The 24,789-nt window shown below is 61.0% G+C and carries 19 protein-coding genes and 2 pseudogenes; 14 read left to right on the forward strand and 7 right to left on the reverse strand.

The features are described from left to right. Positions 1–84: 84 nt before the first annotated feature. The 3 genes from QRM57_RS14595 to ald form a co-directional block, all read right to left on the reverse strand. Positions 85–579 (reverse strand): HtaA domain-containing protein, encoded by a 495-nt coding sequence (locus QRM57_RS14595; RefSeq protein WP_242703048.1) that lies wholly within the window; start codon positions 577–579, stop codon positions 85–87. Positions 580–1,067: 488 nt separating this feature from the next. Beyond that, positions 1,068–1,325: a hypothetical protein gene (locus QRM57_RS14600; RefSeq protein ID WP_133830829.1), complete on the reverse strand. Its 258-nt coding sequence runs from the start codon at positions 1,323–1,325 to the stop codon at positions 1,068–1,070. Between the two features lie 66 nt (positions 1,326–1,391). Next, entirely contained in the window at positions 1,392–2,507 is a 1,116-nt protein-coding gene (gene ald, locus QRM57_RS14605) for an alanine dehydrogenase (RefSeq protein ID WP_166183130.1), read from the reverse strand. Between the two features lie 137 nt (positions 2,508–2,644). On the opposite strand from ald, the gene QRM57_RS14610 reads away from it, so the two are divergent. The 5 genes from QRM57_RS14610 to QRM57_RS14630 all read left to right on the forward strand — a co-directional run bounded on the left by QRM57_RS14610 (position 2,645) and on the right by QRM57_RS14630 (position 7,874). Further along, positions 2,645–3,127 (forward strand): Lrp/AsnC family transcriptional regulator, encoded by a 483-nt coding sequence (locus QRM57_RS14610; RefSeq protein WP_056387789.1) that lies wholly within the window; start codon positions 2,645–2,647, stop codon positions 3,125–3,127. Positions 3,128–3,328: 201 nt separating this feature from the next. After that, positions 3,329–3,751: a PAS domain S-box protein gene (locus QRM57_RS14615; RefSeq protein ID WP_205679365.1), complete on the forward strand. Its 423-nt coding sequence runs from the start codon at positions 3,329–3,331 to the stop codon at positions 3,749–3,751. A 37-nt stretch (positions 3,752–3,788) separates the two neighbouring features. Then, the gene (locus tag QRM57_RS14620; RefSeq protein WP_133830826.1) at positions 3,789–4,568 is read left to right on the forward strand and encodes an MBL fold metallo-hydrolase; all 780 of its coding nucleotides are present in this window, start codon (positions 3,789–3,791) and stop codon (positions 4,566–4,568) included. A 191-nt stretch (positions 4,569–4,759) separates the two neighbouring features. Beyond that, a complete protein-coding gene (locus QRM57_RS14625) occupies positions 4,760–5,485 on the forward strand; it encodes a winged helix-turn-helix transcriptional regulator (protein ID WP_133830825.1) in 726 nt (241 codons plus the stop codon). Positions 5,486–5,717: 232 nt separating this feature from the next. Then, the gene (locus QRM57_RS14630) at positions 5,718–7,874 is read left to right on the forward strand and encodes an amylo-alpha-1,6-glucosidase (protein ID WP_133830824.1); all 2,157 of its coding nucleotides are present in this window, start codon (positions 5,718–5,720) and stop codon (positions 7,872–7,874) included. 198 nt (positions 7,875–8,072) lie between these two features. On the opposite strand, the gene QRM57_RS14635 is transcribed toward QRM57_RS14630, so the two are convergent. Continuing rightward, positions 8,073–8,468, reverse strand: a complete 396-nt coding sequence (locus QRM57_RS14635; protein WP_133830823.1) for a cupin domain-containing protein — start codon at positions 8,466–8,468, stop codon at positions 8,073–8,075. Between the two features lie 285 nt (positions 8,469–8,753). Here QRM57_RS14635 and QRM57_RS14640 point away from each other — a divergent pair, with 285 nt between their 5' ends. From QRM57_RS14640 to QRM57_RS14665, 6 genes and pseudogenes are all read left to right on the forward strand, one after another. Continuing rightward, positions 8,754–9,053 carry a heavy-metal-associated domain-containing protein gene (locus QRM57_RS14640; protein WP_133830822.1) on the forward strand — a complete coding sequence of 100 codons (300 nt, stop codon included), beginning with the start codon at positions 8,754–8,756 and terminating at the stop codon, positions 9,051–9,053. Positions 9,054–9,277: 224 nt separating this feature from the next. Next, positions 9,278–10,711 (forward strand): annotated as a pseudogene (locus QRM57_RS14645) (MFS transporter). Between the two features lie 656 nt (positions 10,712–11,367). Then, positions 11,368–11,685 (forward strand): hypothetical protein, encoded by a 318-nt coding sequence (locus tag QRM57_RS14650; RefSeq protein ID WP_133830821.1) that lies wholly within the window; start codon positions 11,368–11,370, stop codon positions 11,683–11,685. 573 nt (positions 11,686–12,258) lie between these two features. Next, a complete protein-coding gene (locus tag QRM57_RS14655) occupies positions 12,259–15,642 on the forward strand; it encodes a serine/threonine-protein kinase (protein ID WP_284987126.1) in 3,384 nt (1,127 codons plus the stop codon). Next, positions 15,639–17,426, forward strand: a complete 1,788-nt coding sequence (locus QRM57_RS14660) for a S1 RNA-binding domain-containing protein (protein WP_133830819.1) — start codon at positions 15,639–15,641, stop codon at positions 17,424–17,426. The genes QRM57_RS14655 and QRM57_RS14660 overlap by 4 nt, the downstream gene beginning before the upstream one ends. Before the next feature lie 127 nt (positions 17,427–17,553). Beyond that, on the forward strand, positions 17,554–18,429 hold the full coding sequence (locus tag QRM57_RS14665; protein WP_133830818.1) for a DUF5677 domain-containing protein: 876 nt from the start codon (positions 17,554–17,556) through the stop codon (positions 18,427–18,429). A 668-nt stretch (positions 18,430–19,097) separates the two neighbouring features. On the opposite strand, the gene QRM57_RS14670 is transcribed toward QRM57_RS14665, so the two are convergent. From QRM57_RS14670 to QRM57_RS14680, 3 genes are all read right to left on the reverse strand, one after another. Further along, complete coding sequence (locus tag QRM57_RS14670; RefSeq protein ID WP_133830817.1) at positions 19,098–19,649, reverse strand: Pycsar system effector family protein; 552 nt, start codon at positions 19,647–19,649, stop codon at positions 19,098–19,100. Continuing rightward, a complete protein-coding gene (locus tag QRM57_RS14675) occupies positions 19,649–20,371 on the reverse strand; it encodes an adenylate/guanylate cyclase domain-containing protein (protein WP_133830816.1) in 723 nt (240 codons plus the stop codon). The genes QRM57_RS14670 and QRM57_RS14675 overlap by 1 nt, the downstream gene beginning before the upstream one ends. Positions 20,372–20,460: 89 nt before the next feature. Further along, a complete protein-coding gene (locus QRM57_RS14680; RefSeq protein ID WP_133830815.1) occupies positions 20,461–21,177 on the reverse strand; it encodes an adenylate/guanylate cyclase domain-containing protein in 717 nt (238 codons plus the stop codon). Positions 21,178–21,560: 383 nt separating this feature from the next. Between QRM57_RS14680 and QRM57_RS14685 the strand changes: the two are divergent. The 3 genes and pseudogenes from QRM57_RS14685 to QRM57_RS14695 all read left to right on the forward strand — a co-directional run. After that, a pseudogene (locus QRM57_RS14685) lies at positions 21,561–22,430 on the forward strand (YifB family Mg chelatase-like AAA ATPase); the annotation flags it as partial. Further along, entirely contained in the window at positions 22,427–23,656 is a 1,230-nt protein-coding gene (gene dprA, locus QRM57_RS14690; protein WP_502868650.1) for a DNA-processing protein DprA, read from the forward strand. The pseudogene QRM57_RS14685 and the gene dprA, both read left to right, overlap by 4 nt. A gap of 54 nt (positions 23,657–23,710) precedes the next feature. Continuing rightward, positions 23,711–24,646: a tyrosine recombinase XerC gene (locus QRM57_RS14695; protein ID WP_416404561.1), complete on the forward strand. Its 936-nt coding sequence runs from the start codon at positions 23,711–23,713 to the stop codon at positions 24,644–24,646. Positions 24,647–24,789 lie beyond the last annotated feature (143 nt).

Below are 24,789 nucleotides of genomic sequence, written 5' to 3' on the forward strand. Positions count from 1 at the left end.
GCAACAAACAAACGCACCCGTGTCTTCAGGTGTTTCCCAGCACCGGCCCCAAGCGGTGTCGAACAGGTTCCCTCAAAGACGACGTCACGGTACTTTCACGAAGGATGGTGCTCTCATGGTCAGCGGAGCCAGGGTCTCTCCGGCTGAGTAGCTGTCTGCGAAGACAGCCGCTCCTGCGCTGGTCAACGCTACCTGGACATTCGCCCACATGGTTACGCCGTCTTCCACCGACACCGCCGGCAAACGGAGATCGGCGAGCTGCACCGTCTCGTTTCCTTGCTCGATGGACAGGCATGCCCCGTCCGGCCCGACTTCTATTTTTGGGTTGCAAATTGCGACCGACATAAGCCCATGGTGGGCGAGGAAGCGCGCCTCCCCACCGAACTGGAGCACAAAGTGGTCACCGGCAGACTGGTCCAGGCTCTTGAACGGGAAATAGAACTGCCGGGTATTGGTCACGGCAGCACCGTCACGCAAGAGTATGCGTCCGTCATGCATGGACTGCACGTAGCGGACAAAGCTGTCTTTGACCGCCCATGCCATGCCGAGATCTGCTCTTTCAACAGTGAGTTCGGACATCAGGGTTCCTTTGTCGTTGCCAGGTTGCACAGGGCCGGTGGCGCTCCCCGCTCTCTGACACACCAGGTAGGGGAGGGGCTTGCGGCTGTTCATCTTCGACCATTTTCGTGGCGGTTCAGGTGATCGACATGTACTGCGGGCACATCATTCGCGCGGACCGTGTGCCTGGCGCCCATCGGAAAGGACGGTCGTTGAGGTTACGAGCCTGCTGGGGGAGCGCTGATGGGCGCGGCCCGTCAGGCCGGGTCTGAATTAGAGTGCCATATTCAGTCGTTCAGACGCGATGCACTCGTAGACGAGCCCGGGAGGAATCCGGTGGCAGAGCTCCAGGGTGTAGGACCAGGGGCCGTGCCAGGTGACAAGAACACCTGACGCTTCACTGTTGTCCCGTTGGGAACGCAGCCTGGTGATTGCTGCTGACAATTCATTATCACTGTGAAACCGTTCCCGATGCTGTACGTATCCAGCCGCCTTGGACTGCCCGCCCCTCATGATGCAGCCTCCCGCTGGAAGTCAGGGCAACGGCTGAACCTCTCGGTTTCCCACTTGTAGTCGACCCACACGTTGAAACCGTCTGCCCGGTGAAATAGCCGGCGGGGCTCAGCGCCGTCACTGTCGAGCCACAGGATTTGATCATCGTCGGTGACTGCATCGACAACTCCGCGCCGGATCTCCTCATCCTGAAGTTTAACAATGACCGGCTGGCCAATCAGCGGCTGCCACTTGGGTTGCAGGTGAAATGCCATTCGATGCTTTCCCTTCCTGTGAAGCGGGCCGTGTCTGCCTTCTATCGGGCAGACACGGCCGATGCCTTAAACCGTTACCAGGTCCTGCCAGTCGGCGAGGTCATGCCCGTGGGCATCGCTGACAGACTTGTGGGTGACCTTGCCTGCCGCCACGTTCAGACCGCCGGCGAGAGCGGGGAGCCGGTCGAAAGCACCCTTGACGCCGTAGTTGGCCAAAGCCACCGCGTAGCGGAGCGTGACGTTGGTCAGGGCGTAGGTGGAGGTGTTCGGGACAGCGCCGGGCATGTTGGCCACGCAGTAGAAGATCGTCTCGTGGACCTTGTACGTGGGTTCCTGGTGCGTGGTGGGGTGGGTATCTTCAAAGCAGCCGCCCTGGTCCACGGCGATGTCAACGAGCACCGAGCCGGGCTTCATCCGGGCCACGAGGTCGTTGGTGACGAGCTTGGGTGCCTTGGCGCCCGGGATCAGGACGGAGCCGATGACGAGATCAGCATCGATAACGGACTTTTCGATCTCGTATGAGTTGGACGCTACGGTCTTCAGGCGGCCCTGGTACTGGGCGTCCAGCTCGCGCAGCCGGTTGATGTTGATGTCCAGGATGGTGACGTCGGCGCCGAGGCCGAGCGCCATGGCCGCGGCGTTGGTGCCGGCGACGCCTGCACCGAGGACGACAACCTTGGCGGGACGGACGCCCGGAACGCCGCCGAGCAGCACACCCTTGCCCCCTGCCGGCGCCATGAGCGAGGTCGCACCGACCTGGACGGAGAGCCGGCCGGCCACTTCGGACATCGGGGCGAGCAGCGGCAGTGCCCGGCCTTCCTGAACGGTCTCGTACGCGATGGCGGTGACACCGGATTCGACAAGCGCCTGGGTCAGTGCGGGTTCCGCTGCAAGGTGCAGGTAGGTGAAAAGTAGCAGGCCCTCACGGAAGTGCCGGTATTCGGATGCCACGGGTTCCTTGACCTTCATCACCATGTCGGCCCGCGCCCAGGCCTCCTCTGCGGTCTCGACGATCTCGGCTCCGGCAAGGGCGTACTCCTGATCGCTGATGCCGGAACCGGCGCCGGCGCCGGTTTCCACGAGCACGTCGTGGCCGTTTGCTTTGAATTCGTGGACGCCGGCGGCAGTGATCGCGACGCGGAACTCGTTGTTCTTGATTTCCTTGGGGACGGAGATGATCATGACTCATGCTTTCTGAGGGGATTGATGCTTGTGGGCAAAAGAATGACAGAAAATGCGGAAACGTGAGCCCTGCTCGCAGGATCTGCGGCAGAATGGAAGCAGCTCATTAATTCCTGCATTGTGAGGAGCGTTACAGGGTGTCGGACTCGCAGAAACTGCAACAGGTGCCATTGGACGAAGTGGACCACAAGCTTCTTGGCCTGCTGTCCAATAATTCAAGGCGTACCAATCAGTCGTTGTCGGAGGCCCTCGGACTTGCGCCGTCAACCTGTCTTGCCCGCCTCAAGGCGCTCAAAGAGTCGGGGGTAATCAAGCGCTTCACCGTCGAAGTCGCACCCGAAGCAATGGGCCTGCCCCTCCAGGCCCTGGTCAGCGTGCGGCTTAGGCCTGGGGCCCGGCACCTGATGAATGCCTTCGGAAATGAGTTGCGGGACCTGCCCGAGATCAAGCAATTCTTCGTTCTTGGCGGTGCAGATGATTTCCTGATCCACATCACGGCCAGGAATACCGAGCACATCCGTCAATTCGTACTGGACCATCTGTCATCGAATCCTGCCGTCGCAGGCACCCAGACCAACCTCGTGTTCGAGCATGGCCACGGAACCGCCTTCGGACTCTAGGGATCTGGGACAAATGCCGCCGATGGCCCAAGCCAAAGGGCATCCCCGTTTTTCCCGACATCTGCGGCAGGCCCTGGTCGGCGAAACAGCAGGGACGCTGACTCCTTCCAGTCCATGTATTGCACTAGTGGGGGGCGGCCCCACCTGCTGCAATGGCAATACGAGACGCGAAAGAGTCGCTCATCAGGGAAAGGAGTCGAAGTGTCATCCTCAGATGCACATAACCCCGACTTTCAGAAAATCTTCGAAAGTCTGCCGAACCAATACATCATCGTCACCCCCGACAGAACGATCGTCGCTGCCACTGACTCGTTCCTTGCATCTACGGGAAAGAGCCGCGAGGGAATCGTCGGCATGGACATCCTCGAGGCTTTTCCGGACAACCCGGACAACCCTGACGCCAAGGGAACAGAGATTCTGCGCAGCTCCATCGAGCGTGTTGTCGAAACCGGCAAGATCGATATTCTTCCGCCTGTTCGCTATGACATCGAGAACTCAGACGGGATTTTCGAGCCCCGGTGGTTCCAGCCCCTGAACGCTCCGGCTTTCGACGATGACGGCAAGCTCGTCTATGTCCTGCACGGGGCGGAAGACATCACGGCTCAAATGACGAGCAAGAGCTGAACCCCGGCCGCCACCGACCCGATAAAGGACTGAAATTATGGACGACGTCAAAGCAACCCTCATTGGAGGACCGACCCTGCTCCTCGAGATCGCCGGCTACCGGATGATCACTGACCCCACCTTCGATTCCCCCCAGGTCTACCACCACCCAATCGCCGGACCCGTCATCAAGAAGCTCGCCCCCAGCGCCACCCCCGAGGAGCTTGGCCACGTTGACCTGGCACTCGCCTCCCACGAGCACATCGACAACCTGGACGTGGCCGGCCGGGGTTTTCTGACGATGGTGCCGCTTGCCCTCACCACGACGGAGGCTGCGAAGAACTTCGGCCCCAACGTCCGCGGGACCAGCGACTACGAGACTCATACCGTTACGCTTCCCGATGGCAGGCAGATGAAAATCACGGCAGTGCCGGCGCATCATGGCCCGGAGGGCGTGTGGGACGCACTCGGGCCCGTTATTGGCTTTGTCCTCGAAGCAGAGGGCATGCCGACGATTTACATCAGCGGTGATAACTCCGAGCTGGATATCGTGCGCGAAATTGCGGATCGTTTTCCAGCCATTGATATCGCTGTGCTCTTCGTCGGCGGCGCAAAATTCGATGTGATCGCAGATGGCGCGTACATCACCCTCAGCAATGACCGGGCCCTGGAGGCGGCCAAGATCATGGGTGTCAAGAAGGTCGTTCCAGTGCACGAGGATTCGTGGGAACATTTCAGCCAGAATGCGGACCAGATCAGCAAGCTTTTCGCCGATGCCGGGCTCAGCGAACTCCTCATCGCCTTGAAACCGGGGGAGTCTGCAGACATCCGGCTCTAGCAAACGGACCGCAGAATCGAAGGTTGGACGGTTATCGGCCAACCTTCGATTCTTGCTTAAAGGCAGAACCGGTGAAGGCCTGCGACGGACAGGCGGGCATCAACTTATGTGCGTGGCGCACACACAGCACCTCGAAGGGTCGGGAAGAATGGTGGCAGCACAACTCACGGATCGCTTGGAGCTCAGGGACGATGACGACCATTGCGGAGCAGTTCACCCGGGAACAAGACGACCTGGCGAAAACAGCAGGGCGCCCGAGTGCCGATTATTGGTCGATATCACAAGGGCTGCGGCTGCTGGGTGACCGCTGGTCCCTATTGATCGTGCGCGAACTCCTCTGCGGTGAAATGGGGTTCAACGATATGTCCCGGGCCCTGCCTGACCTTTCGCGGACACTGCTTTCCCAGCGGCTCAAGCGCCTGGTCCAGCTGGAGCTTGTCGTTCGCAACGATGAAACCGGCCCCCGCGGCTCACGACGCTACAGACTGACGCCGGTCGGCTACGCGCTGCGGCAGACCTTGGAGTCGCTGGGCCTCTGGGCGAGTCATTGGCATGCGCCCTTTGAGAATGACCTGCGGACAGGGCTTGGCACGCTGCTCGAACACATGGGCCGCAGCCTTGTGACAGATTCCCTGCCCAGGAAGTCGATTGTCCTGGGGTTCGAGTTCGACAACGTCAGGGGAGCTCCCCTTCATGGCTGGATCTGCACAGAGAACAGCAAGACAACCGCGAGCATCGGCCGCGCAGAACGTGTCCCGGATCTTCAGGTTCATGTCGCCCCGCGGGTGCTCTACGACCTCTGGTGGGGTCTGCGCCGCTGTGAGGAGGCGCGGCAGCTGGGCTCCATCGGGTTTGTTGGCCCGCAAGAGTGGGCTGCGGACTTCTCCGGCTGGTTCGCCCCTCGGGCAGCTTCCTAACGGTCAGCGCCCACCATACGGTGCCCCGCGGTTGACAGGCCCGCCGTTTCCCGGCTTCCTGCTATACAGGTACGTTGCACTGGGTCCTGTTTCTGGATGCCATGCAGGGATATGAAACAGGGTCTACACCCCTTAGCCGGGGGAGAGTAGGGTCAAGTAAACAGAGGTGCCGTCGCCCAAGCGTGTCTAAGAGACCACGTTGTGCCGGCGCTGCTTTCTTGGAGGAACCAGGATGGCTGGATGGAATGCTGACACGGCTGCCGGCCCAGTAGGGGCAGGGACCGTCACCCTGGTCGAGGAAACCTCGTTCTGCATTTCTTTGCCCAATGGCGACATTCATCCCGAGCACCCGCATGGCCTGTTCGTGCAGGACACCCGATTCCTGTCCCGCTGGAACCTGACAGTCAACAGTCATCCGCTTGAGTCCCTCGCTGCCGAGACGCGCGAGCCGTTCCGGGCCCTGTTTGCAGGTCGCGTTCCCCGTTCCGACGGATATGCCGACAGCCCGCTGATCGTGGAGCGCCTGCGGGAAGTCGGCGCGGGTATTCAGGAGCGACTTACCGTCCGCAATTATTCAACCAAACCCGTCGAATGCGCGATTTCCCTCGAGGTTGAAGCTGACTTCGCGGACCTTTTTGAAGTGAAGGAAGCCCGGATCCAGCGTGCGTGGGACGCAACCCGGTACGTGGATGGGGACCAGCTGACCATTTCCGGTGTCTGGCAAGGCATGCGAAAACGGGTCGTCATTCAGGCTCCGGGAGCAGAGGTGAAGCCGGAGGGGGTCACCTTTCTGGTATCTGTCCCACCGCAAGGGGACTGGAGCGCTGTCGTCAGTGCCCGGGTTGAGGTTGAAGGCTCTGGCCGGAGCGCCACCCTTGTCCACCCTGAGGGGGAGGAGTTGTCCCCCAGTGACCGGCGCCGCAAGGAATGGGTTGCCAGGATTCCCGTCGTTCGCATGGGTAACCGATCCATTGAGCGTACGTTACGGCGGAGCTACGACGACTTGGGTGCCCTCCGGATCGAGGATCCGGATCATCCCGAACGCGTTGTGGTGGCGGCAGGTGCGCCGTGGTTCATGACGCTCTTTGGCCGGGATTCCCTGTGGGCCTCGGAAATGGCGTTACCGGTGGATCCCTCACTGGCTTTGGGGACGCTGCAGACGCTGGCGGACCGGCAAGGAACCATCGTGGACCCGCTGACCGAGGAGGAGCCCGGCAAGATCCTGCACGAAGTAAGGCTTAGCCTCAATGCCGGTTTGGCCCTTGGAGGCAACTCAGCCTACTACGGGAGCGTCGACGCGACTCCGTTATTTGTGGATGTGCTCGGAGCCGTCAGCCGGTGGGGATTCGGAGCAGATATTATCGCCGGTTTGCTGCCCCACGCGGACCGCGCCCTGGAATGGATACGTCACTACGGGGACAAGGACGGCGACGGTTTCGTCGAATATGAACGGCTCAACGACCAGGGCCTGATAAACCAAGGCTGGAAAGACTCCTGGGACGGCATCAATTTTGCCGATGGAACACTTGCGGAGCCCCCGATCGCGCTCTGTGAAGTCCAGGCCTATGTCTATGCTGCGTATACCGCGCGTGCCTGGATGGCATACGACGCGGGCGACACGGCACGGGGAGATGATCTCGCCGATCGGGCGGCGGAACTGAAGCGGAGATTTAACGAGCAGTTCTGGATGCCGGACCGGGGGTACTATGCAATCGCACTCGACGGCAGGAAGCGACAGGTGGACGCGTGTGCTTCCAACATGGGCCACTGTCTGGTCTACGGACTCGTAGACGAGGACAAGGCTCCGCAGGTTGCCGAGCGGCTTATGTCTCCGGAGATGTTCAGCGGCTGGGGTATACGGACCTTGGCCAGCAACATGGGCGCATATAACCCGGCCAGCTATCACAACGGCTCGGTATGGCCCCACGACAATGCAATCATCGCTGCCGGTCTGTTGCGATACGGCTTCGTGGCGGAAGCACAGCGCATTACCACTGCGATATTGGAAGCCGCCGAATTCTCGGGCGGGCGCTTGCCCGAGCTCTTCTGCGGCTTCAGCCGTGATCAGTTCGCCGAACCCGTACCCTATCCAACGGCGTGTTCGCCCCAGGCTTGGGCAGCAACGGCCCCGATCCTCCTGGTGACGAACCTGATGCGGTACGACGTTCATGTCTCCCGTCGGGGACTGTGGATGGATCCTGTGCTTCCGGAAGCCTATGGTGATCTGCACATCACCAACGCACCTGTGGGTGGCGGCCGGATCACCATCGACATCGATAGGTCCGGCCCCTCTATTCAGGGCCTGCCTGAGTGGATGGAATTTCGACGCGGACATCGGCCATGGATTACGGAACTGGTCGAACAGGCAGACCGCCGACGACGGAAGTAGGCAGCCTGACTGTCGTCGACACCCTCGATGTTACAGCGCCGCCATCCCCTCTGGGACGAAGCCGGCGAACAGTTAGATGATGACTTCTGGCACGCCTCCCGTTAGGCGCGGCGACTTGCCCAACGGGAGACGTGGCATGATGAGCGCTATCTTCAGCGCTCATCGTGCCCGCACTTCACATGGCGCCTACGCGCCCGCTCAGTGCTCCGGCCAGTAGTCGTAGACGTCACTGGTCCCACGCATGAATTCGATAAAGACGCAGTCCCTGTCCCCGACGGTCCATGCTTCATGCTCCGGCGGCAGCATCATAAGATCTCCGGCTGAGAATTCCTCCTCGGATCCGGTACGCTGGCGCACCCCCAAACTGCCTTCCAGGATGTAGGCGACATGCGGCATGGGACACATATCCGTGTCGAGAATTCCGGTCTTGACCGCATCCTCCGTCACTGATGCTCCCACCGGGAAACGGACGAGAAGGGCGCTGGCCCCGTCAAGGGTCACCATCCTTTTCGTGATCCGCCCGATAGTAATGAGTTCGTACTTGTCCTCGTCGACAAAATTGGCCTTCTGCATACGTGTGAGGTCTACAGCCATAGTTCTTCCTCTGCTCCTTCGTCGTGTAAAGCGTCCGCAGTGACGCCTTGTTTCAATTCAGCGACCTGCTCTCTCTACCGGACAAGTACGAAAGCTGTACTGACCCCCATACCGCAGGCACGCATAAACGGCGCTCAAATCTACCCACGTTGCGCACTATACCCCCGGGGGGTATAGTGGATGCGTTGTCAGTGACAAGGCATGTCCCGGCCGGTGCCAACACCCGCTTTCACGGCCCGTCAACCCCAGCGCCCATTGATGCTCCATCAAGGAATGGAAACTGACATGTTTGAATCTGGAAACCGCACTGAGCTTCCCCTCGCCTCGAGTGCGGGATGCAGTTGCTGCACAGCCAACGTCTTTTCGCAGCCCACCTCCTCCGCTGCTGAGCTCACTCTCGAGGGCCTAACCTGCCGGCATTGTGCCCAGACAGTCGAGAAGGCCGTCCTGGTCCTTGAGGGAGTGGATTCTGTGGCTATTGAGCTCGTTCCTGGTGGCCTTTCCCGCCTCCTGATGGGCGGCAAAGCCGCCGCGGCTGCTGTACGCCAAGCCGTCATTGCCGCCGGTTACGTGGTTAGCGGCTAGTAATTCCCTGGAACTTCACGCCGCAAAAACGGCCCAGAAGTTGGCGCCCCCTCCCGAAACAGGAGGCATCGAAGCGCGCCCGCGGGCGAATGAATCCCTCCACAACTGGCCAGCGGGGTCCACCCGAACCCCAGCAGGCCGCGCAACCCCAAAAAACACCCGACTCGGGTACCCCCTGAACTTTCTGCGGGCTCTGCTGCCCGCCAATTTGTAGAGGACATGCTATGACCGGAAAAACAGGACAGCGGCGCGGATTGGTGCCGTTGCTGGTGATCGCGACCGCACAGCTGATGCTGGTGCTCGACGACTCCATCGTGAACATCGCGTTGCCTAGCATCCAGCAGGAACTCGGGGTGAACGCCGTGCATCTGCCCTGGATTGTGAATGCTTATAACCTCACGTTCGGGGCTCTGCTGCTCCTGGGCGGTCGGCTTGGCGATCTCTACGGACGGCGGCATGCATTGCAGGCCGGTCTCGCCCTCTTCGTCATCGCATCGCTGGCCGGGGGTCTTGGCCCCAACAGCGAGACCCTCATCGCCGCCTGAGCGGTTCAGGGGCTGGGAGCAGCACTGGTTGCGCCCAACGCCCTGGCCCTCATTGCGACAACCTTCTCCGAACGCAAGACCCGTGATGCAGCCCTGTCGCTGTACGGCGCGATGTCCGCTCTCGGAATTGTGGTGGGATTGCTTCTTGGTGGCGGCCTGACCGACACCCTCGGCTGGCGGTGGGTCTTTTTCATCAACGTACCCATCGGCATCCTCGTGCTCCTGGGCAGCCGGACCTTGGTGAGCGCAGGACGGCACGCCGGGAGTCTCGATGTCAGGGGCGCCGTATTGGGAACCAGCGGCATGGTCGCCCTGGTGTACGCAATTACCCGCTTTGGCGAGGAGGGTTTCGCTGACCCTCTGGGCCTTGGTCTGGTAGCCGCTGCAGCCCTGCTGCTGGCTGCCTTCATCGCCCTGCAATCCCGCAGCAGCACGCCGCTGGTCCCACTGGGGCTGTTCCGGGACCGTGGCCGCGCTGGCGCATACGCCTCCATGCTGCTGCTAGCCATTGGTCCCATGGGCAGCTTCTACGTGATCACCCTCTATCTCCAGCAGGTTCAGCATTACGGCCCTCTGCGGACCGGTGCCAGCTGGCTGCCGTTCGCGGCAGGGCTGGTGCTCGGGGCAGGGGCCGCGCCTAAGCTGCTGCTGAAGATGGCCACGCGCCTCATCGCAGCAGCGGGGGCACTGCTCAGTGCCGGGGCTGCCTTCTGGTTCTCCTTCATCCAGGTAAACACGAACTACTGGCTGCACCTGGCACCGGCCATGTTCATCCTCGCCCTTGGGTTCGGTCTCGGCATTATCGCCCTGACCCAGGCCGCCGTATATCACACGAAGGAAACCGAGGCCGGAATTGCCTCTGCGCTGCTGAACTCGGCCCAGCAAATCGGCGTTGCCCTCGGACTGGCCGTTTTGGCAGGCGTTGCTGCAACGGTCAGCAACAGCAGCCAGCATTCGGCCGTCACCGAGGCAGGCCAACTGGTCGCCGGATACGGCAGCGCACTTGCCGTCGCGGCTGGGCTGCTGGTGGCTGCAGGAATACTGGCTGCAGCTACCTTGCCTTCCCGAACCGCGGCACAGGCCAACGCCCCCGCTGCGGCCGGAATTCATTAGGCGGACCCGGACAGGGACTGTCTCCAGTGACGAGAAGGTACAGCATGCGCGCCCCTGTGCCTGGGCGCGCATGCTCGGCGACAGGTATCGTCCGCTCGAAAAACGCAGCTAGAGCCTCGCCTAGATACCACCGGGTCACCGTTCAATAGCCGGCGGACCTCGCGAAACGCTTCGAAGCGGCGGTTGACCCGGGCTTCCCCGCCCCTGTGGGCAGTATTCCTGGCCGCTAACAACCCGGTGCTGCGCTTCAGGGGATCCTCCTCCGACTTTGTGTTCCGCCAGCCTAGCCCTGGTGTATCCCCATTCTGGAGGACATGCAACGGAATTTGTAGGTCTGCGGTACCCACGAGAACCCCAGAGCTGGTCGGACCGATCCTGGTTACCGTCCACCAATCAGCCAGAATTTCGATGTCAGCAGGGCGCGCACACATGGTCTTTACGCTTTCCTGCCACGCTTGCTGGTCCACCCATCGGTATGCTGAAAGGCGTCGATGACGTCCTGGTACGCCAGGTAAGTGACGTCCAAATCAATGTGATCATCATGGTCGGCCCGCAGGCGTTCCAGCCAGGCGGAGCCCGGCCGGGGGCATCCTGACCGTCTCAGATCGAGAGTCGTCACAGCCGAGTGACAGTCCCAAAACCAAGGAGAAGCATCCATGAACAAGAACGAGCTGGCCCAGTTGGGCCTCGACACGGATGGCCTTACGCCGGACGCCGACTACGTCCCGAACCCCTTCACCGCCGATGACGGTGTACACGTCGACCTCGTGTACCGCGCCTACCTGCAGCTCGAGCAGATCAACGCGCTGGGCGGCATCAACTTGCTCGGCGGCTCGCGCGAGCGGCTGGAGGAGATCTATGGCGGACTTGAGGATGGCATGGATCTGATGACGGCGGTGACGCGCTTTGGCGACGATGAGCAGCAGCATCGCGCCCAGCAGCTCATCGCGGCAGGGAAGATCAGCGGCTCCTGACAGGCCTCGACGGAACCCCGACAGCCCCGGCTGTCGGGGTTCTTTCTTTCGTCATGCAGACCGGACTGGCAAGAACCCTTGGATATGCCGAGGCCCGGCATGCGTCGCGCGGACATCAACTGAACCAGGCGAGGCCCACTCTTCCCCTGGACAGGGACCGCGGGAACCTCAGCATTTGGTTCCATAGCCGCTCATTATCCGTCCATGCCGCGGCTCCTGTCTCCCGGCGCGTCCATGCGCCTAAGCAGGAAGAAGTCCGACCCTGGTGTTCATGTGGTGTTCGCACCGTTCTGCCTGATAATGCAAGAATCGCAGCACCCTCGCTCACACCGTTATTCGCTTTCCTCCGGGTCTATCCCCTTAAGCATGTATGCGTGGAGGCGTACGAGCAGTGGCCGATTTGCCGTCAACCATGCGCGCGACATCTCGCGATCCTCCGGGAGATCAACGCCGTGGTCCCGTTTCAGGGAGAGGTTGGAGGACCCGAAAATCGTTGTCTGGTGTCACTCCCGCCGACCTTTGCTGCAGGTCCCGGCTAGGATGACGGTAATAGTTCTCAGGTCAGGTGGGGGAATGGCGCAAGAGTTCATCGCGGATCGGTATGCGGCGATCAGGGGTAGCCACAGGCAAGGTGGACAAGGCGATGTCTTCAAGGCCGTCGATCTGGACAGTGGTAAAGAAGTCGCGGTTAAGGTCATTCCAGGCACAAAGGATGCGGTCAACGCCATCTTTTTCACGAGGGAGACGGATGCACTTGCCCGACTCGACCATCCCAACGTCGCCCGGCTCCTCGACAAAGGCTTCGACGCCCAACGTGGTGACTACTACATCGTCCTCGAGTGGATTCCAGACTCCCTGACGGAATGGCTCGCAGCCCTGGGCGAGCCCCCAGGGTGGGATGATCTGTGCGAGACTATTGGGCTCCCCCTTTCGAGCGCGCTAGCCCACGCCCACGCCAACGGTGTGTTGCATAGGGATATCAAACCCACCAACGTCTTGTGGGACGGCCATGGACCGCTGCTTGCCGACTTCGGCATTAGCAAAATTAAGAACCAAGTGGCTGCACCGGGAGATGCCACAGTCGTGGACCACGCCTCCACGCCTTATGCACCGCCGGAAAAGGTTACGAAGGCGGCAGCGAACCGGGACGTCCACGGGCTCGCAGCCACGTTAGTCCGCTGTCTCGTCCCCTACGAGCTGCGCAACTATGCAGACATCTCACGAGCCTTGTCAGACGACGTAGACGGCATAGATGTCCCTGAACAGGTTATGGACCTGTTGAAGCGCTGTCTGAGCAATGACCCGAGCAACAGGCCCAAAGATGGCCAGGTCCTGGACCTCGAGCTCCGTAAGCTCCACTCCAACCGCAGCCGGAAATGGCGCGCCCAAACCGAGATGGCAGTCAACCTCACCACGCAGGCCCGCACGCAGTTGCTGAAAGCACGTGCTGACTCGATCCCTGAACGCTCGATCGAAACCCTCATGGGAACAGCCACGTACGCCGTCCCCCGCAGAGTCCAGAAGGGTTCAGCGGTCATCCTCAACCCGGACGAGTTCGAGCTCGTCGGCGACGAGCTCTGCCTCGTCGTCAAGTTCACGCAGGGAGGCATGGTCTGCACGCGAGCCGACGTCCGCGATTTCTACGAACTTGAGGCACGCCGTCGCTCGCCAGCAGCAGTCCTCCTGCCGTCAGATCAGTACATCTGGACCGCCCGGCAACCGGCGAGCCCGCTGGCTGCATACCGCGCGACCAACGAGCTTCACGAACTCCTTCGGCAGGCCATCCAGGATGCCGAGGACCGCGACAGCGAACGATTCCGCCAAAGCCGACTTGACGGCTGGTCACGACTCATCGAGGCCAAGGAGGAACTCGACAGGAAACTCGAAGACCCTGTCGGATACAGGCTCAACTCCCGTCACTGGAACACCGCAAACCTCCAACTGGACCACGAACCGCGTGAGGAAATCCTCGACCAGGACCTCTTGGCCCGCGAAACAGCCCGGCCTACGTCCGGAACCGCTGTTTCATGCGTCGTGGAGGAGATCGACGGAGACGAGGCGACCGTCCGAATCTCAGGAAACCCTGCCGATTTTCCTGAAGACGGAGTCCTGGTCAGGAACCGGACAGCCTCGAACACCGCAGTGCGGCGACAACGGGAAGCACTCGGCTCGCTCCGCGACCAAAGAAGCCTGCGCCCGGACCTTCGCGACCTGGTACTGGACCCCGCGTCGAGCTCTCCTGCCCAGCCAGTGGAGTTCGCGCCCATCAACGCGGACCTCGACGACGACAAGAAGGTCGCAGTGGCAAAGGCACTCGGAGCCTCTGACCTCTTCCTCGTCCAAGGCCCACCGGGCACCGGAAAGACGTCCTTCATCTGCGAGCTCGTCGCCCAGCACCTGAGGGCCCGTCCAAATGACAGGATCCTCCTCGTCAGCCAGATGCACGTTGCTCTTGACAACGCCGTAAGCCGTCTCGACAGGGCAGGAGTGGACGGCCTTGTCCGACTCTCGACGCGAGAAGACCAGGTAGCCCAGGAGGCGGTCCATCTCCTCCTGCCGAACAAGATCAAAGCCTGGACGGAGGAAGTGAGGCACAGGGCTGGCCAAGGGCTCGAGCAGCTGGCCGCTGCCGCCGACGTCTCCGCCCTGAGCCTCCGATTGGCCTTCGCCGCAGAGGAGGCCGCAGCCGCGCTGCGGCTCCGGGACCAGCGTAAGGCAGAACTCGAATCATTCGACCCACAGGACAGCGACGACGACGTCGAAAACGAACTGACGGATCGGCTGGACAGGGCTGAGAAGGCGGCAGCCCTCGCCTTGGACACGGTTCGACAGCAGGCCGGTGCCGTTGATGCCAATGTCGCCGAACAGGAAACCATCGAAACACTCACCCAGCTTTCCGCAGCGTGCCTGGATAGTAGGCCCGACGCTGCCCGCCTCCGGGACATCATGCGCGCCCAAGCCGACTGGCTGGCAAGCCTTCAGGATCCCCGCGCGGCCGAGCTGCTGTTCCTTCCGAAACAGTCCGTCATCGCCGGGACGTGCATGGGATTCTTGGGAAACCAGAGCGTCCGCGATATCGACTTCGACCTCTGCATCGTCGACGAGGCGTCACGGGCAACTTCCACCGAACTCTTCGTCCCCATGGTGCGTTCGCGCCGGTGGGTGCTCGTGGGCGACACGAAACAGCTCCCGCCGATGCGCGAAGAGGTCATGGACCACAGTGAGCTTGTCGATACCTACAATCTCGACGAACTGCTCGGCTCCGACTCGCTGTTCAGCATCCTGGTTGCAGAGTCACCAAATGACTGCAGAGAGAGCCTCGTCACGCAGCATCGGATGGCTCGCCCCATCGGACAACTGATCTCCAACACCTTCTATGACAAGCAACTGGTGCACGATCCGCATCCTTCACTCGACGGAGAAGCCCTCAGCGGGCAACCTCGCGTGGCGTGGTTCTCGACAAGTCGTCGCGAAACCCGACATGAAGACTCGGCCAAGGCGAAAAGCTCCTCGAACTCGACCGAGGTCGACATCGTCTGCCGACGACTTTCCCGACTGGAAGAAATGGCCGAAAGAGGCGAGCTCCACCGTCTGGACGGCAACCGGATCGAAGTCCTTGTCCTCACCGGATACCAACGACAGCTCCACATGCTGGACCGCGCAGTCCGGGCCCTTAATCTTCCCCACCTCGACACCAGCGTCAAAACGATCGACGCCGTACAGGGCAGAGAAGCGGACGTCGTAATATTCTCCGTCACCCGGAGCAACGCCCGACTCGAAATGGGTTTCCTCTCCGAGTCCTTCGGGGAAGGCCGCATCAATGTGGCTCTTTCACGCGCACGCGAACTCCTCTGGATTGTCGGAGACTCGGAATTCTGCACTGCGAAAGACAGACCGCTGAAAAGAGTGCTCCACCACATAGAACACACCGACGATTGCCGAATGGAGTTCGTGTGACCGACCCCCTCGCCCTCGCTGCCCGACGCCACGCCCACGTCATCCCTGGCCACCTCTTGGTGTCCGCAGAGCCCTGCGCCATCCCAGCCTCAGTGCTCACCGTCGACCTGCTGGCCGAAAGAGCCAGCGAGCTCGGCGTCGCCGAGCGATACACCCTCCGGGCCATCAAATTAGGTTTGAAGCGGATCGAGGAAATCTCCTGGTTCCTCGGACTCGATCAAGACGATACCGCGAATGTGATCGGGGCCCTGCTGCAGAGGGAGATGATCGACTACAGGGCGCTCGACACCGACCACCGCCACATACAACTCCTGCCCCCTGGGCAAGAGGCACTCGAGGATACTGTGGCAGAGGCTCCGAAAGTCGTCACCCTCTCGGTCATGTTTGACAGGATCGTTCGCAAACCAGTCGCCTGGACTAAACGATCCCTCACACGCGCAGCCGAGGTAGGGAACCGTGTAGGAATATTGGTCCTGCCGCCAGCGTCAGGCGAACCTGCAGCCGTAGACGAACTGTCCGCCGCCGACCTCACCGCAATTCTCGGGGGCAGGAACCAGGTCAACCGGATACTCGGCACTCTCGGTGTCACCGAGAACCGGAAGTACTTCAAAGAAGCCATCCTGCTGATCTATAAAGGAATCGACTCCGACTCGGTTCGTCTGGGCCTAGACATTGACGGTACGTGGAGTCCGGCCCACGAGGTGCAACTCGAGCGCCTTCAGACCGTCGATCGACTCGGCATCAGAATTGAAGGACCGCAGTCGCCCGCCGACGGCCAAACACGGACCGACTCACCGGAGCCCGGCGTTACCCCGACGATGGCGCGAGAAGAGGTTCTCACGCTCCAAGCGATGGCAGACGGTCCCGAAACCGGGACAGTGGGACCCCATCCGGATACCGGCGCAGAAGCCGGCCAGACTGTCGATTCGGCCGCGATACGGTGGCTCGGCACCTATGAGCATCCCTGGATTCTCGATGAAGCAGTGACAAAGGCCCGGCGGAGACTCCTCATCATCAGCCCGTGGATCACAAGTGCCGTGGTCACAAAGACCTGGATCAGGCAAATCGAGAAATTGGCTGCGAAGTGCCCTGTCATCATCGCCTGGGGATATGAAGACCAGCCTAAGATCGACGAGTCCCTCACCGAGCTTCATTCGGCAGCGCGACGGTCAAAACAGCTTGCCGTAGTGCGATTGAAGAACACCCACGCCAAGGTGCTCGTCGGCGACGACTTTTATGTCACGACAAGTTTCAACTGGCTATCGTTCAGAGGGGACAGGAGCCGACGGTACCGAATGGAGGAAGGAACGCTCGTCCGTGAACGCAGGCTTGCCGACCTTGCCTATGAGCGGTATCTGGACCAGGTCAGAGAGCAGGCATTGGAGGTGGTCGGCAACCTTCCCAACCCGTCCGGGGCCGCTCTTCCCGATGCCAGCACCTCGAGCACGTCGCCAAACGCTGCATCCGATGCCCAAGATGACAACAGTGAGGGCCACAGCAGCCGGCCACCACGGCACCGAAAGCCGAGGAAGACGCCTCCAGATGAGGCATGGGCACGGCTTCGCACCGGAGAGACGATTCCTGGCCGGATCCAAGGCTTCGCCGTCTTTGGAGTGTTCGTCACCCTCGAAAACGGCATCGTGGGCCTCATCCACAATTCGCGACTGCCGTCCACCATGCGAAGGCCGGAGGGGAACGGCCTCGCTATCGGAGGACGCGTCAATGTCCGGATTCTTGAGGTCCAACCCGAACGCAAACGCGTCTCGCTCGCACTGCAGGGCTAAAACACGGCCCGCTTCTGTATTGGCGGATCTAGGTGCATGGCTCCAGATCTGATTTGATCGACCCATGAGCCGCAAGTAGAAGCGCAATTCAACGCGCCCTGCCAATGGGATCCAATCCGACGTAAAGGTGGTCGCCAGTTCACCTGAGACGAAAAGGATAGTTGCCGTTCTTGGCGACATCGATGACGAAGCACACACTGCCGCACGGCACAGCTGGCCGGATCACCCGTCCCGCGAGTACGACTTCGACGCAGCGATCCTCACTCGCGGCATCAACGCGCTTAAGGGCATCCGTATCTTGGTTGAGAACGGGCATTGGGAGCTGGCACAAGGCGTGCTGCGCCAGCTGTTCGAGCTGGTCGTGAACATCGAATACCTCCACCATCAGGAGGACCGCGGCGAGGCCATGCGGCGGTATGTGAAGTTCGGTGTCCTGGAGAAGCTCGAAGCCCGTCGCGACGAGATGAGATACGACGCACAAGCCGGACACCCAGTTAACCTTGCGAAGCTTGATGCCTTGGAGAAGTACCTAGAGACTTCTGAATTCGATGAGTTCCGGAATAAGAAGGGTGATTTCATCACCAGCTGGGCATCGCGGAAAATCTGGGAAATGTGCGATAAGTCGCCGTTGAAGATGCGCCAGCACCAGTACAAGCTTCTCTATAGCGCATGGACCGAGCACGCGCATGCGACTCCGGGAGCCCTGGTCGATGCGATCCTGCGGAGCTCCGGACCTGGTTGGGTGGAAGAGGTCATGGCCGACGATGAGGCCAATATCCAAGAGTGCGTTCGGATGGGTGTCGCACTGTTTGTTGAGCTGCGAATGTACTTGCCTTGCATCGAACCGATTGTTCCCGAGATGGCCAATGGCTGGTTCCATCGGGTTCTTCCCTCCGAGCTTCGGGGTGGTGAGCATGGTGCATCCGTATGGGGTCCAGTCGCCCAGGTAAACATAAACGCCAGCGGTCTCGACCAGGTATCCGTATCCGAGAGCGGAGACTAGATTCGAGGTAAAAAATCCCCCAAGTGCGCATCGTTAAGGAGCGTGGGGGATATGTCAGCAGTACGAGCGTGTGTTCTGGCCGCTCTTCGTCCCCGAGGCCAAGAACATGCTCCGCTGGCGCGTCCGGCTGGAGTGCGGCTGCACTCACGAGGTCTTCACGCACGGGGAGGACGAGTTCCCGGACGATCGCAGCCACCTCGACCCCATCACCCGATGCCGACTTCCCGCCGGCGAGTATTGGTGCCCGTCCGACCTACCCAGATGCCCTACCGCGACATCGTCGAGTGGGTTGACAGGAAAATCACGGAGTTCCCAGCCCGATGCTGAGGAACCTGACTACGACTGGATGGACGCAGAGACCTGGGCGAAGATCCGAAAACCCCGGCCACACTCGTCTGCTTTCTGGAAGGTCAAGCTCGACTGCGGGCACCATCAGCAAGTCTGCACTGACGTGGATTGGAAGCCTGAGATGAGCCCAAGTTGTTGTCCGAGGAGCGCGTCGCGGAGATCCGCCGTGATTTCGAGGAGAGTTGGGCGACCCAGGGGAACACTGGCTGGCCACACGAGGGCCCCGAGCGCGACCACATCCGGAAGATGATCGGCGGCAGCCTTCATCAAATTTTTTCACTGCTCAAGCATGAAAGCCCGGTACGACATCCGGAGCTCCACTATGGTGTGAGACCGAGCCTCACCAAGGCCGCGCACGTGATCAGCCCTCCCCCTGCGACAGAGGCGAGTATCAGGGATGACTTCACGAGGAGGTGCTTCGTCCAGGCAATCTTGCTCATGCGGACCATCTGATTGGATAGGATTGGCAGCATATCGGCGTCTTTGATCTTGGCCGGCAGTTGTTCCAGAGGCCAGAACTTCAGGTGTCCGAAGTAGATAAAGTTGTCTCTCCACTCCTTCTTAACGTGCCACATACGCAACCGGGGGATAACCACCCACATTGCGCAACCGGCCGCCAGTATCAGGGCAATTCCAGCTCCGTAGTATGTGATCTCTTGGACCGGGCCTTCGAGGCGGTTGAACAGACGGTCCTTACCCGAGAGGGTAACTAACATCGCTAGGCCGGCTGATTCGAGTGCAAACGCGAAGGAGGCCTTCGCGTCAACCTTTCCAGTCCAGTCGACGAGAGCGCCGTGGATACGCCAGGCAGTATCCAGCGCATCCTTGTCGCTTTTGCCTGATCCGGCTTCTGCATTTTTGCCCCGACGCATCAGACCGACCAGCGATACGAGGATTTGTAATAGGAGTAGGTCTTGCCACCCATCGCGTAGCTGAACGGGCCGTGCCACATATTGACTCCTTTGCTCAGTTTGGCGGAGTCATTCAGGCCGTCATATGCGCCCTTGCCGATGAATGTGGTGAAGTGGTCCTGCCGTATGTCGCTCAGTTTCGCCGCAAGGTTTGGGGCTGTCCCCACGGAAATCATGTCGTCACTGCCCCTGAACCCTGCTCGGACGAGGAGAGACTTGCCGCTTGCTATTCCGCATGCGTGCTTGAGCTGCCAACCATTCTTCTTGATAGATCCAAACTGGCTCGCTATAGCGGGCTGCACCAGATTGTTCATAGCCCACTTGATCTGCAGAGCTGACTTGGCCGCTCTTGTGTTCCTGTCCGTGCCAGCAAAGATCCCCATGACCCGATCTCCATCAAAGCTGCGGATGTGGCCGTTGTTGGCGCGGATGATCCGCGTACTCACAGATAAGTAGGCTTTCATGACCCTGGCTACTGTGTCGGGGGGAGCGATGGCGACGAGCCCGGATGAATCCGCCATGTCAGCGTAGAGGTAAGTTGATGGCAGATACACACCCTGTGAGTACCCCATCTTGGCTGGATCAGGAACGGATTCAATAACACCGTCATTCCTCACTGTCGTCGTGAGACTCGTGTTGACCGTCTTCACGATGTCATCCTCGACGGCTGATCTCAGCGTCATGCTTCTCCTTGCTTCGCTATCTAGTAATGGATCCAAGCCTATGGGGAGGGGCTGACACTAACCGGCGACTTTGATTCATTCCCAGGCGGTCAGAGAATCTTGAGGCCGTAGTTAGACGTTCTGATCTCTTCTACGCGGCCACCACCGATATCTTTCGGGTACGCCAGACTCCACATAGCATTCCCCTCCCCGCTGCTATAACACGTTGAATAGGCCATCTCTTTCCACATCCGGTCAGTGATGGTCGTGCGTGCTCCGTGCAGGTCACTTAGCTTCGCGGCTATGTTCGGAGCGTCCCCGATGGAAACCAGGTCGTTACTGTTGCGAACGCCAGCACGCACAACGAGCGCATCTCCAAGATCGATTCCGGTCCTGCTGCTTAGCACCCAACTTGATTTGAGGTACTCGCTGAGGCGGTATGCCAGGCTGGGCCTGACTATCTCGTCCACTGCCCATTTGATTTCCAGGGCCGTCCTTGCAGCCACAGTCGGGGCGTTGTCTCCGATGAAAATGGCCATTACGCGGTCTCCGTCGTAGCTTCGGATCTCACCTTTGTTGTCACGAATTACTCGCGTGACAGCAGCCAAGAAAGCACGCACGATCTGAGCGGCCGTCGTAGCGGAGTGATTCTTGGCCAAACCGGAAGAGTCTTCCATGTCTGTGTAAAGATAAACCGCTTTCAGCCAGACACCCCCGTTGTTCAGATTTATTGAATCTGAGGTCGGCACCACTTGGCCCCGCCTTGTGTCCAGCTTGGTCTTGAGGAGGGAGTCTACCGCTGTGCTGTAGTCATCCTTGCGAGTCATGATCCCCATTTCAACGTAGCGAGCGAAAGCTTTAACAGCCTACTAACTGTCATGTTCTTTGGGCCTTGTGTCCAGCCGCCGGGGCCGAGGGCTTCCAGCGACCAGCGACCAGCCCATGCCCTCGATGAAAGCCACAGCGCGCTCGAACATGGCCGGGCTTCCCACGGACAGCTCGAGCCAAAGGCCCGGCCATATCCGCCGAGCCTGCTGTGCGTGACAGGGGAGGGGACGAGATATCTGACATCGCCTCAGTTTTCCAATCGCGGGAACCGAGCTCGCCAACCAGTATGTATGTGGTGATCGCACTGGGATGGGCCTGTTTGTGCTGATTTCGCAGGGATCTTTTCTCCTCGCTAAGTGAGCGTAAAACCTACCCTTCACATGGACCCCCGGGGGCCGGTAAAACCATGCTGGCCGAACGGTTGCCCGGGTTGCTGCCTGACTTGGCTGATACGGCTGCCATGGAAGTCACCGCAATCCACTCCCTGGCCGCGATCCAGTCGTCAGCGGCGCGCTTGATCCGCAGGCCCCCTTTTGAAAACCCCCACCATAGCGCCACTGCGGCGGCCATTATCGGTGGCGGTTCGGGACTTCCCCGTCCAGGTGCGGCGTCGCGGGCACACCGGGGCGTCCTTTTCCTGGATGAGGCACCGGAATACGAGCGCCGGGTACTCGATGCCCTCCGCCAGCCGCTGGAAAGCGGCGAACTGGTCATCCACAGGTCGGCGGGCACTGCAGCCTATCCGGCCCGGTTCCAGCTGGTACTGGCCGCGAATCCGTGTCCGTGCGGCAAGGCGACCGGCAAAGGGACGGACTGCACATGTACGGCGATGATGCGGCGCCGGTACTTCGGGCGCATATCGGGTCCACTGCTGGATCGGGTGGACATTCAACTGCAGGTGGAGCGGGTGTCACTGGCGGACTTTGGCAGTGCGTCACAAGAAGAAGACACCGCCACAGTCGCGGACCGGGTACTGGCGGCGCGGTCACGGCAGCTGGAGCGCCTTGTACCTTTCGGTCTCGAGGCCAACTCGCAGGTGCCCGGTCGCGTGCTGCGCGGAGAGCTGAAGTTACCTCCGGGAACCACTCGGGTGCTGGACATTGCCCTTGAACGAGGTGCACTGACAGCGCGCGGCTACGATCGCGTCCTTCGGCTGGCCTGGACACTGGCGGACCTGGACCAAACGGACAGGCCGGATATCAACCACATCGGACAGGGCCTCGGACTCCGCCAGGCTGCATCCGCAGCATGAGACGCAATTACACGAAAGGACCAAGCCACGTGCCAACAACCAGTCAGGAAAAGGAACGCATAGCCCGGGCGGCGCTGGCGCGGCTCATGGAGCCGCAAGACTCAGTGGGCCTGGCCCTGGTGCGGGCTGTCGGAGCCATCGATGCCCTGGGAGTGGCAACGGGGGAACTGGGTACTGGGCCCACGCTGGAGCAGGAAATCTCCGAGCTCCTCATGGACGAGGGAGGCCCTGCCACGTGGCCAGGCCTCGCCGCCAGCCTCCGGCGTTGGGCACCGCGCGTCGCCGACCTCGCCCCTGAGCGCGACATGGAGACAATGCGGCGCTTGGGTGGGAGAGTCATTGTTCCAGGAGATGAGCTGTGGCCGGCGCAGCTGGCCCACCTCGGTCTGCAGGAGCCACTTTGCCTGTGGTGGAGGGGCAACGAGCAGCCGTTTCCCACTGCCCGACAGGCCGTGGCACTTGTTGGTTCAAGGGACAGTACCAGCTATGGCGCATCAGTGACCGGAGACTTCGCCTACACCCTTGCGCAACGCGGATACACGGTGGTCTCAGGCGGCGCTTACGGGATTGACGCCCATGCGCACCGTGGGGCCTTGAGCGGTGGGAGTGCCGACATACCCACCATTGCGGTCATGGCAGGCGGGGTTGATCGTTTCTACCCGTCGGGCAATGAAGAATTACTCAGGGCCGTGTCGACGCAGGGAGCTGTGATCGCGGAGGTACCGCCCGGATCGGCTCCCACTCGCTACAGGTTCCTCCAAAGGAACCGGCTCATTGCCGCAATCGCTTCGGTCACCGTGGTAGTGGAAGCGCGCTGGCGTTCGGGGGCCCTCAACACAGCCCACCACGCTGAGACGTTGGGCAGGGCTGTGGCAGCTGTCCCAGGGTCGGTGCACAGTGCCAATTCCGCCGGTTGCCACCGCCTCCTCAGGGACGGCGGAGCAGTATGCGTAACTGATGCCGGGGAGATCGCCGAGCTGGCGGGCGCAATGGGGGACATGGACGGTGGAGAGAAAGAATCTCCTCCCGCAGTACACGACGGCTTGTGCCTGGAGGACCTCATTCTCCTGGATGCCCTCCCGCTAAGATCCGCCAGTTCAGTAGAGAAACTGACGGTGGTGGCCGGACTCAGTCCCGACGCCGTCCGTGCAGGGCTGGCACGGTTGAATGCGCTGGGGCTCGCCACTTCGGACCGTGGAACGTGGAAGAGAGCCAAGAATGCCTAGCCGGGCCGAGGAAGGGTATGTTGATGCTGCCTGTTGATACCCGCTACTGGCACAGTGGGAAGGGTGGATGGCCAATCATTACCAGAATCGCTGCAAAGCGCAGTTGAAGGATTCCGGCGCTATCTGGCGGGGGAACGCGCCAGGTCTGCGCACACCGTTCGTGCCTACATTGCCGATGTCGAGAGCCTTCTCGGTTTTGCTGTTCAGGAAGGTGTCGGAGAGCTCGGAGATTTGGAGCTCGGTTCCCTTCGACGCTGGCTCGGTGCCCAGAGCGAAGCAGGCATGGCCAGGGCCACATTGGCCCGCCGAGCAGCCACCGCACGATCGTTCACCTCGTGGGCGTTGCGGGAAGAGCTGATTGGCGTTGATCCCGCCGTCAGGTTGCAGGCCCCCAAGCGGGAAAAGTCCCTGCCGGGCGTCCTCCACCAACAGCAGGTGACCAGGATGGTGGATGACCTGACAACGGCGGCCGAGGAGGGCGGTCCCACGGCCGTGCGGAACCGTGCCATGGTGGAACTGCTGTATGCCACCGGAGTCCGCGTAGGTGAACTCGCGGGCTTGGACGTTGATGACCTCGATCCTGACCGACGGACACTCCGGGTGCTGGGCAAAGGTAACAAGGAGCGCACGGTGCCATTCGGTGTCCCGGCGGCGGTCGCCGTCGACGACTGGTTGAGGCGAGGGCGGCCAGCCGTCGTGACTGCCTTGAGCGGACCCGCATTGTTCCTCGGGGCACGGGGCGGCAGAGTGGATCCACGACAAATCCGCGCAGTGGTGAACAAAATGCTGCAGGATCTGGGTGATACTTCGGCCACCGGCCCCCATGCGCTCAGGCACAGTGCCGCCACCCACCTGCTCGACGGGGGTGCGGACCTCAGGGCTGTGCAGGAAATCCTCGGCCACAGCAGCCTCGCGACGACACAGATCTACACGCACGTTTCCGTGGATCGGCTGCGGAAGAGCTACCAGCAAGCGCACCCACGTGCGTGACGCGCGCAAGTAAACTCCGCACTGGCGGAAACCGGCAGCGTACGGCAAAATGAAAGCACCACGGGGAAACCTTCAATGCACACTTGAGGGTTATATCTGTGCCAATATCGTCAGTAGCACTTCATATAAATGAATAGCCTGTC

The organism is Arthrobacter sp. fls2-241-R2A-172, from assembly GCF_030208885.1.
Taxonomy (GTDB): Bacteria; Actinomycetota; Actinomycetes; order Actinomycetales; family Micrococcaceae; genus Arthrobacter.